This is a genomic window from Microcystis viridis FACHB-1342 (assembly GCF_014698335.1).
Taxonomy (GTDB): domain Bacteria; phylum Cyanobacteriota; class Cyanobacteriia; order Cyanobacteriales; family Microcystaceae; genus Microcystis; species Microcystis ichthyoblabe_A.
The window spans coordinates 1-9,859 of sequence record NZ_JACJSV010000108.1 but is presented as its reverse complement, the minus strand read 5'-3'; the positions used below and the strand labels follow the sequence as shown (position 1 = coordinate 9,859).

At 38.9% G+C, this 9,859-nt stretch carries 6 protein-coding genes, 1 tRNA gene and 1 pseudogene; 6 read left to right on the top strand and 2 right to left on the bottom strand.

Going from position 1 to position 9,859, the window contains the following annotated elements:
• Together H6G40_RS23555 and H6G40_RS21905 are read right to left on the bottom strand one after the other, a co-directional pair.
• Nucleotides 1–90: pseudogene (locus tag H6G40_RS23555) on the bottom strand (IS607 family transposase); the annotation flags it as partial.
• 505 nt (nucleotides 91–595) lie between these two features.
• On the bottom strand, nucleotides 596–2,368 hold the full coding sequence (locus H6G40_RS21905; RefSeq protein WP_002738122.1) for a lipoxygenase family protein: 1,773 nt from the start codon (nucleotides 2,366–2,368) through the stop codon (nucleotides 596–598).
• A 397-nt stretch (nucleotides 2,369–2,765) separates the two neighbouring features.
• Here H6G40_RS21905 and speB point away from each other — a divergent pair, with 397 nt between their 5' ends.
• The 6 genes from speB to H6G40_RS21875 all read left to right on the top strand — a co-directional run bounded on the left by speB (nucleotide 2,766) and on the right by H6G40_RS21875 (nucleotide 9,696).
• Nucleotides 2,766–3,665 (top strand): agmatinase, encoded by a 900-nt coding sequence (gene speB / locus H6G40_RS21900; protein ID WP_002736468.1) that lies wholly within the window; start codon nucleotides 2,766–2,768, stop codon nucleotides 3,663–3,665.
• 46 nt (nucleotides 3,666–3,711) lie between these two features.
• Nucleotides 3,712–3,785 (top strand) — tRNA-Val (locus H6G40_RS21895).
• A gap of 166 nt (nucleotides 3,786–3,951) precedes the next feature.
• Nucleotides 3,952–5,106, top strand: coding sequence for a DNA double-strand break repair nuclease NurA (locus H6G40_RS21890; protein ID WP_123230273.1), 1,155 nt, complete (start codon nucleotides 3,952–3,954; stop codon nucleotides 5,104–5,106).
• A 31-nt stretch (nucleotides 5,107–5,137) separates the two neighbouring features.
• A complete protein-coding gene (locus H6G40_RS21885; RefSeq protein ID WP_002735930.1) occupies nucleotides 5,138–6,973 on the top strand; it encodes a helicase HerA domain-containing protein in 1,836 nt (611 codons plus the stop codon).
• Nucleotides 6,974–6,975: 2 nt separating this feature from the next.
• On the top strand, nucleotides 6,976–8,046 hold the full coding sequence (locus H6G40_RS21880; RefSeq protein WP_002736881.1) for a Druantia anti-phage system protein DruA: 1,071 nt from the start codon (nucleotides 6,976–6,978) through the stop codon (nucleotides 8,044–8,046).
• 600 nt (nucleotides 8,047–8,646) lie between these two features.
• A complete protein-coding gene (locus H6G40_RS21875; RefSeq protein ID WP_002735996.1) occupies nucleotides 8,647–9,696 on the top strand; it encodes an aromatic ring-hydroxylating oxygenase subunit alpha in 1,050 nt (349 codons plus the stop codon).
• Nucleotides 9,697–9,859: the final 163 nt, after the last annotated feature.

The window sequence follows — 9,859 nt, the reverse complement described above, 5'->3', positions numbered from 1 at the left end:
ACGTTCTCCTTGTAACTGCCCTCGATTCCACATTCTCCAAGCAGTGTCATAACTGATCCCTTTTTTCTTAGCATAATCTGATAGTTTCATGTGAACTGCAACGTAAACTTGTACTAACCATATTAGCAGTTGTTTGCAGTCATTTGCATATATTTTTTACAAAACTTTACAATACAAGGTGAGGCTCAGGCATGGGACACTTCACTTGACTACTCTGCCTACATCTTGCCGCTAGACCCAAACTAACTTTTGGATACGATGCACAGTTGGCATTCATACTAAATCTGGTTATTAAAAACTGATTATTTATTCCCCTTTGCCTTTTACCTCTTGCCTTTTGCCTCTCCTCATAACTAGCCTGTACTCAACGGATTTAGTATCATACCTTGATTCTGCAACGCCTAGACTTACAACTTCAATCAATGTGCATGGTGCGTTCCCCAAAAATCGATCTGTGGAGCGGTAGAAGTTGCATTAGGGAACGCACCCTACAAGATCGGCGATCGCTAATAAAAATCCCCCCTAAGACCGGGGGATTTTTTTCAGGGTAAAATAGCAAAAGTTGAAAGCCAAGCTTAGAGATATTATCTTAGACTTAAATGCTGATGCTATTGAGTATTAGAGAAGGTTTTAGATAGGTATAGGGTACGATCCGTTTTTGATTATTGGCATCAATCTCTTGTTCGTTCATATTGAGATTTTGCTGAAATTGTCGAAGGAAGCCCGTAATTGTTGCCTGATCACCCTCGGCAAAAACCTCCTCAAACTTCCGGCCATAGAGTTCTCGAAAAGCTTTATCGTAATAGCCCAATTGATCGTATCGATAGTCGGATAAAGTGAACAGACTTTGTAACTGATCGGCAGCCTTTTTATAAGGAGGCAATAGCTGAAGAATGTCTTTTTCGGTAATTGATCCTCTGGCATCTCCAATTATTGATCCTGTAGTATCCTTAATCGCTTCTGGAAGATCACAGTAAGCGGCCAAGGGCATATTAGCGGCAAAAGTCATGTAATCATACTGACCATAGTTAACAGCTGAATGCAGTGGCCCGCAGATAAAAATAATTGTGGTAACGACTTCAATTAAGTCCTCTACATCCGTAAAATTGGCCGGCATTCCCTTCACATTGCCCCCTTGATCTGCCGCAGAATTAGATAATTCTCCGGCCCATGCTTGCAATTCTTGATCGTTAGTGATGTCTTGGGGGTTTGGGTAAAAATAATGGAGATAATCAGAAACAAACTGATTAATAGACTGCCAAACCAGCATCCCATCATCCCGGTAAGGGTAGTGGGGTAGTCGTTCCGTATCGTCCATACCCCGGTTACTTATTTCTTTGGGAAAGGCAAAGTCTCGAAGATTCCAGTTTGCGTAGGCATCCTTAACCAGTGCCATCGACTCGCCCAAGGTGCCGGCCAATAATTCATCCACCGGTCCACCAGGGTTGATCAGTCTCTCTTGTCCCAGATGGTTGTTCGTTAACATAAATCTTAGGTGTGGCTTAAGCAGAAGACTGAGGGGATGATTTTCTGCCAGTTGCCGGGCCGTGCCGATCGCGATCGGTTCCATGACAAAATGAGTTCGACAGAGATGGGAATTCATCTCGTGGTGATTGCTATCGGCCACCTGAACACAAATTTTAGCAAATAGCCAAGCAAGGGGGTTTTTCTCAAAAGGAGTATAAAGCTTTTCCGCATTTTCCCCAAATTGGATAGCGATCGGAACTAATTTGCCCCGATCTCTGATGCCACTTTTCCGCCACCAAAAGAAGGCCCTGGGTTTCGGTAAATATTTTCGCCCTTTGGCATGGGTTCCCCCTTGAATCAAAGAGGGACCGAGATAATTAATGTCCGTACCCGTATAATCGGCAATATAAATGTTTCCCGCTGCTAATTCTTGATTGACCTGAAACAATGGCTCGAAATCTGTCTTAGAACTAGGGATTTGATTGAGAACTTGGGCGCGAGCATCCCCCGGCTTCAGTAAATGTAATACTAGGGGATTAGCTCCCGATAGACGTTGTTCGGCAAAGGCATCATTGGTTTGATAGACTTTGGCGATTTTGGGTAAGGGGATAATGGCAAAGAAGTCCTCATAATCTTGTAGCTCATCGAGGGGATCTAAAAAAGATTTGACTTTGACAGCCAGCATATTGGCCGGTAGTTCCGCAGTTGCCGCCAACCGTTCAGTAATGTACTGAAAGGAAAAGTTTTCCGCTGCAGGCACGGATTCCATGAGGACTAAGGGTGGGAGATACTGATAGTCGTATCTATAGGCTTGGCGTTGAAGATTGAGGGAATCAGCCCGCCGATTCGCATCTGGTTCATTTTGGGGCAGACAAGGAGTGGGAGGAGGGGTATTAACCATTCTGATCAAGTTTGAAAAAATTTAAGTAATTGTACCTTGTTTTTTCTTCCTTACATTGATTTCTGAACATTTTTTAATAATTGATTCTCGCTATCACCCATTTTGATTCTCAACATCTGGCTTTCTTTTTCATCTGGCAACAAATATCAGAACGGGAATATCAATATCAGAAACTCCTCGGGTTTCCAAATCCCAGACAAATTGTTCAAAATTAGGATACTCTGACAAACATTCTTGAATAAACATGGGTACAGCAAAAAAAGTTAAGGGATGTATCTATTGATAGATAAGGGGTTGTGGCTATTGTAGTAGATACGTTTGGAGTCAGTTGAGATAGACAAAAATAGTCAAAATATTTATAATAGAAGATTGGACTAAAATTTTCTGTGACTTGCCCATGTTATTGTCTTGCGCCACCGGTAGCGAACAATTTTTAGGGAGTGAAGCGATCGCCACTTACGCCAAAGCTAAGGCCGTAATCCTGCCGATTCCCTACGAGGCCACCACCACCTATCGCAAGGGTTGTGAAACCGGACCGGCGGCGGTGATTACCGCTTCCCAACAATTGGAAGCTTATGACGAGGAACTTAAGAGGGAAACCTGTTTAGAAGTGGGCATCTATACCCATGATGCGATCGCAGATACCCGTCAACAACCGCAATTGTCCGCCGAGGAGATGTTAGCCGTCACCACAGCTACAGTTTCTCGTTTAATTGCCGATGATAAATTTGTCGTCGCCGTCGGGGGTGAACACGCTATCACTACGGGAGTAGTACAAGCTTACCGACAGGCTTTATCGGACCCTTTTACGGTGGTTCAAATTGATGCCCATGGCGATATGCGTTTTGAGTACGAAGGATCGCACCATAACCACGCCTGTGTGATGCGTCGGGTGTTAGAAATGGGTTTACCCACCTTACCCGTGGGAATTCGGGCTATTTGTCGGGAAGAAGCCGAATTAATTGCTAAACAACAGATTCCCGTGGTTTGGGATCGAGATATCGCCGGTGATCCGAATTGGATCGAAAAAGCGATCGCCAAAATCACCACCGAGAAGGTATTTTTAACCATAGACGTGGATGGCATAGATCCGGCTTTAATTCCGGGGGTGGGAACACCTGAACCGGGGGGGTTAAGTTGGCATCAAACCCTAGGCTTTCTCCGTCGTCTTTTCCAAACTCATCAGGTGATTGGCTGCGATGTGATGGAATTGGCCCCGATTAGTGATTCGGTGGTTTCGGAATTTACCACTGCCAAGTTAATTTATAAGTTAATTGGCTATCAATTTACTGCCTAGGGGCTTGCCTAATTAGGAGCAATCGTGTTATAATAACAATTCGTACGGACGTATAGCTCAGTTGGTTAGAGTACATCGTTGACATCGATGGGGTCACTGGTTCGAATCCAGTTACGTCCATAGTTAATTTTGATAGCTTTCAGCAACGGGCAAAAGCTAAACCTGACAAGCTGGCTTGATGTTCGGTAAATTTACGGTATGTCAGACAAAACGCTCTGTCGTGAGCTAAAAATATCAAGCCCGTGATTTTCTGGCCTTTAGATTGTTTTTTTATGATTTTCTAAACATGACTAACAATAAAAATGATAACTATGCTAACTTGCCAGATGAATTACTAGAAGACATTCTGGAAGATGCTCCTAAAATAGCAGAAAAAATCAAGCCACTTTTCAATGAATTACAACAACAAAGAAAAACCCTGCATCAAATCTTGGATGATAATGATTTAATTTGTAGAGTTGACGATTTAGAAAACCCACCTATTCCTTCTGTTGCAGCGGTTGACGGTGGACAAGCTATTGAAAAATCTATTGGTGCTGATACTTTAATTGCAGTTGGTGTTGGTGTTGAAGGATTAGTTAGAGAAGATCAGCGAAAATGGGGTTCAGTTCAATACAAAAATTGGCAAGATGTTCTCCCGCACAGTTCTGAGAGTAATCCTAAAGTGACTAGAGGAGCGATGACAGCTTTAGAATTATTAGTTATTAGTCAAACACCACATGATGTGATTATTGCCGATGGTTCTCATCAAACACCAGTTATCGGAATTAACAGCTTAACCAGTATGTCAACGTTGGATGAACCGCATTTTCAACAAGCTACATGGGATATCATTAATAGGTTTAGCTTGATAGATTCTCTTAAAAAAGCGATGACCAATCCCAATATAGTATATATGGTTAAATATGATTCTTCTCAAGAAATTGGCTTAAGTGTTTTAAAAAACTTTGACCTCAAGCTTGACGATAAAACCAGCATGACATTAATTTTAAATGCCGGTGAATTTACTAAACCGTTACCTGTGGGTCAAACCACAAAAACAGAGCGAGTTTGGAAAGATTTATATATTTCAGTTTCAAGTAAATTTGATTTTCAAGGTAAGCGAGACAAGATAAAAGAGGACTTAAACCAAGCTATTATTTTGCCTAAAAGCCGAAAAGTATATTTTACTTATTATAAACCTTATCAATGGTCGCCAGCTTATAGGATAGAAATGAAAGAAAGCTGTGCTAATACAGAAATTGAATTAGCCAAAGTATTAAAAGCTATCAAAGAACAAGTTGTTTCAACAGAGATCAAAGAACCTTATCCTCAATATTTAGCGGATCTGATGGCTAAAAGTATTAGTGATGGTTTAGAAGCGTTAAGAGCCGTGGTACAATATCAATTTAGTGATAACCCTGACTTTCTCCAATTGTTGACCCAATCTTACAGAACTTAATCAATCTTCATCAAATTACAGGAAAAAGACAATGGATTTACTTGACAAACTCAACAATCACTCAGATCAATTTAACATCGGTAGCGTTGGTTCACCGAGTAACACGACAGAAATTATTATAGATATTAATCAAAAAAGTGAGAAAAAGAGAAATTTAGGGCAGTTAGTCTGTCTGGTTCAACCGCAAGATCAAGAAAATTTAGTGGTTATCGGACAAATTAGTGAGATAGAAACTCAAAATCGCTGGCATGAAGATTTAACCTTTAGAGGTATTATTAAGCGTAGAGGTTCACTTCCTCATCTTAGTGAAAAAGCAGATGTGAGAACAGCTAAATTAAACGTTCAGGCTTGTTTTAGTATTGCGCCAGATGGAAAAATCACCGCAGGAACGTTAGGAACTTCCCCGGCAACGGGTACGCCTATTATTTCAGTTCGAGATGAAATTTTAGATAAGCTTTTAGAGCAATACAAAAATCAAATTATTTACTTAGGTAATGCTTATGCTACTGATGTTAAAATGCCTCTTTGGTTAAAACATTTTGATAGAGGAGAAGGGGGTGCGGGAGAAGCTTATCATATCGGAGTTTTTGGAAAAAGTGGCTCTGGTAAGTCTGGTTTAGCCGCTTATATGCTTCTAGGTTATGCTCAACATAAAAATATGGGCATCATTTTCATAGATCCTCAAAATCAATTTGCAAGTCAGACAGATTTGCCCTTTAAACTGCATGACTCGCTCCGAAAGTTAGGTAGAAAAGTTGAAGTTTATCGTTTAACTAATCAAATTAGATTAGGAACTAAAAATAATGCTGTAAATTTATTTTGCTCTCTTTTATTAAAAACAGAGTTTTATAGAAATATTGGAGTTAGAAGTAAAGAAAATCAAGACTATGCTTCGGAAGAAATCGCTCGAATCATCAGAATTATTTTATCTCAATTGTCAAAACAGCAAGGAAAAAACATAGAATTTGAATTGAATAACTCTCCTGACAATTTGTTACTTAATGTATTAACTTGTCTTAGAGATGATAATAATGCTCTACAAAGAATATATGCTACCAAACAAACAAAGGAAAGATTAGAACAAACTCTTGATAGCTTTCTTGAAAAAGAGAATGATACAGATTATCAAAAATCACAGAAGTCTCTAGAATTTCAAAGAATCAAAGACGATATTTGGCAACCTGTATTAGATTTATTTCTTAAAAATGATAGTCAAGGTAATCATAGAAGCTCATTGTGGCATATTGTTCAAAAATCTGCTACTGATGAGCAAAAGCCTATTGTATTTTTAGATATTAAGGGTGAGGGTACAACTTTCGCAGATAATGAGGAAATCAAAGCACTGATTCTTAAAGAGATTAGCACAATTTTAAAAGTAGCGGGAGAAAATGCCTTTAAAGAGGATAAAAAATTAAACTGTTTAATTTGTCTTGATGAAGCTCATCGCTTTGTTAAATCCTCTTTTGGTAATGATGATAATAGTGAAATGTCCAACCTAACAAGAACATTTGTAGATGGTGTAAGAACCACAAGAAAATACGGCTTGGGTTATATGTTTATTACTCAAACAATTGCATCTTTACATAAAGAAATTGTCGGTCAATTAAGACTTTACGCTTTTGGATATGGTTTAACTTCTGGTAGTGAATACAGACAAATTGAAGAATTAGTAAGTGATAAACAGGCTTTAAGCTTATACAAATCATTTGTTGACCCTCAAAGTAATAAACAATATCCGTTTATGTTTCTCGGTCCGGTTTCCCCTTTGTCTTTTACGGGTTCTCCTTTATTTGTTCAGATGTTTACAGAATTCAGTCAATTTCAAAATGCTAATAATCTTCAATCCTCGGATGAGTTCCATTTTTAAACATGAAAAAACACCAAAAAGATCACGTTCGAGATCAATTGTTATCAAAGTTATCTGAATATGGAGTTGAATGGGATTTTGACTCTCAAAAGTTAATAGTTGATGATTTACGATTTATGCAAAATCGATTAGCTCAACATACGAACTCAAAAGGTTTAAAATATGAGGAGGAATTTAAAAATTGTTTAGCTAAACCTGAAGAAATAAATATTCTTAAAATCAATCCTTACTTAGAAGTTGTGAACACCCAGAAACAAAGAGAACTTTGGACTTATGCTACTTCTTTTTGGTCAATCCCTGTTACAACTGGTTATGGTAGAAGAATACGTTTTTTAGTTTTTGATGAACAAAATAATAAATTAATTGGTATTTTTGGCCTCAGTGATCCAATTATTGGTTTAGGAGTTAGAGATCAGTATATCACTTGGACAAAAGATCAAAAGCTAGAGAGATTATATAATTGTATGACTGCTTATATTTTAGGTGCTGTACCTCCTTATAATCTAGTTCTCAGCAGTAAATTAATTGCTTTATGTTTGATGTTCCCTGAAGTTAGAAAGCACTTCTATGAAAAGTATAACAATAGAGTATCCATTATTTCTGGACAAAATAAACAAGCTGATTTAGTTTATATAGATACTTTAGGAGCATTTGGAAAATCAGCAATATATAACCGTTTAATGAACTGGAAATTTATAGGTTATACAAAAGGTCAAAGCCATTTACATATAACGGCTAACGGAAGTTGGGAATTAATTAAACAAGTCGTTCCAGAAACCATTTTTGATACTTATAAATTTGGTCAAGGTCCCAATTGGAAACTAAGAGTTTTAAAGAAAGGACTAAGAGAACTAGGATTTTCAGAAGATATGCTAAGTATTGGTTGGCAAAGAGGATATTATAGTTGTCCACTAGCTGAGAATTGGCAAGAGTATTTATTAGGAGAATCCAATCAACTACAATGGAAGATTTTAGATCGTAATCAACTGATTAAATACTGGAAAAATCAATGGATTATCCCACGTTTAGATAAATTAGAGGAAAATCTAAGGAAAACGAAAAGTTTAGATTAATCAAACAGATTATATAGCGTTTATCATACCTGTGTGGCACAGTTAAACCTTTGCTGATTAAGCTTTTCAATATCGATAATGTACCTCTTGCGAACAGGCAACGCTATAATTAGACAGAACTGAATCATTTTAAGTAAACTTTTGTAAAATTCCAGCAGGAAAGGTCATCAAATTTTCTGGACTCACTGAAGGGTTATGTTTCCATTGATGAGGAGTAGAGTTTCGTCAACGAGAGAATAGGGGTTTCAGCCCTGACAGGGGGACAAGCGAGCTAGAAAATTTGCCAACAAAGGCTTCTGGCTTCTCTCGCTAGAAATAGATCGAGCGATTCTAGGCAAAAAGCTAACGAAAGAATTAGGGATAGGAGCGAGCTTACTAGGAATCATTATTAATAAGTGAGAGATGGTGCGGCGAACTTTTTCGAGCTAAAATCATGAAAAGTTTACGATATATGGATTTCAGCTTTCTTGTCCCCCTGTCAGGTTTCAGCCTTGCCTACTGCAATCTCATCCTCCTAATTACTGCAAAGTTATGCTTCCAGTCTCATAATCTTCATTTCTAATGATAGGATGAACGATCGAAGCTCTCCAGAGAAACCCTATGACTAGCTTACTGCGCGACTTTTGGTATGTGGCCACACCGGCAAATAAACTTAAACCCGGTCAGCTAATGGCCAAAAAAATGCTAGGTGAACCGATTGTTGTCGGTAGGAGAGAGGATGGAGAAGTGTTCGCATTGCGGGATATTTGCCCCCATCGTGGCATTCCGCTGCACCATGGCTGGATTGAAGGGGATGGGGTGTACTGTTGCTATCATGGCTGGAAATTTAACACTAGCGATGGCGTTTGTTCTGAGATCCCCTCATTAACGGAACACGATCGCCTTGATATTAGCAGAATTTGTGTCACCAGTTATCCCTGTCGTGAAATACAAGGTCATATCTGGGTGTTTATTCCGGCAGACTCAAAAAGAGAAATTAATCGAGAAAATCTGCCTCCTGTGCCGACTATTGCCGATTTTGGCAAACTTACCCCCAAAATAGCCGAAACTATCACTTTTGACTGCAATATTGACCATGCAGTGGTGGGATTGATGGATCCGGCCCACGGTCCCTACGTTCATACTTCTTGGTGGTGGCGCAGCGGTCCGCGCAAATTTCGGGTCAAAGAAAAACAATACGAACCTGTTCCCCTCGGTTTTCGTCTTGCTCCCTATGATATGCCTGTAAGTGCGAAACCCTATAAAATTTTGGGTAATAAAGTATCGATTGAAATCGTTTTTGAATTGCCCTCGGTGCGTACAGAAATACTACGAGGCGATCGCTATTTGGCCTGTGCTTTTACGGCAATTACTCCCATCGATGAAAATCACTGCGAAGTCCATCAAAGTTTATACTATACGATTCCTTGGTTGGCATTTTTAACCCCTCTTTTGCGTTATTTAACTCTACAATTCCTCAAACAGGATCGCGATGTGGTGATTAAACAACAGGAAGGACTTAGTTATCATCCAGCTTTGATGTTAATTGATGATGCCGATACCCAGGCCAAATGGTATTATCGCCTCAAGCAGGAATACGAAAAATCTCAAGCAGAAAAACGGGATTTTGTCAACCCCATTAAAGCACAAATTTTACGGTGGCGCAGTTAGAATTAAGTAGCTGGTTATAATTATACTTTGCACGGTTATAACTTGCATTTTTTACTCAAAGACAATAATATAGTTCAAGAGTCATAATTAGAAGCAAAGCACTCATTAAAAACATGATTAACCTAGAATTCACGGAAGAAGAAAAGAACTCACTGTATTATGA

Excerpts from the sequence above, each read along its gene's own strand:
- H6G40_RS21905 (WP_002738122.1), bottom strand. The coding sequence starts at position 2,368 with ATGGTTAATACCCCTCCTCCCACTCCTTGTCTGCCCCAAAATGAACCA.
- speB (WP_002736468.1), top strand. The coding sequence starts at position 2,766 with ATGTTATTGTCTTGCGCCACCGGTAGCGAACAATTTTTAGGGAGTGAA.
- H6G40_RS21890 (WP_123230273.1), top strand. The coding sequence starts at position 3,952 with ATGACTAACAATAAAAATGATAACTATGCTAACTTGCCAGATGAATTA.
- H6G40_RS21885 (WP_002735930.1), top strand. The coding sequence starts at position 5,138 with ATGGATTTACTTGACAAACTCAACAATCACTCAGATCAATTTAACATC.
- H6G40_RS21880 (WP_002736881.1), top strand. The coding sequence starts at position 6,976 with ATGAAAAAACACCAAAAAGATCACGTTCGAGATCAATTGTTATCAAAG.
- H6G40_RS21875 (WP_002735996.1), top strand. The coding sequence starts at position 8,647 with ATGACTAGCTTACTGCGCGACTTTTGGTATGTGGCCACACCGGCAAAT.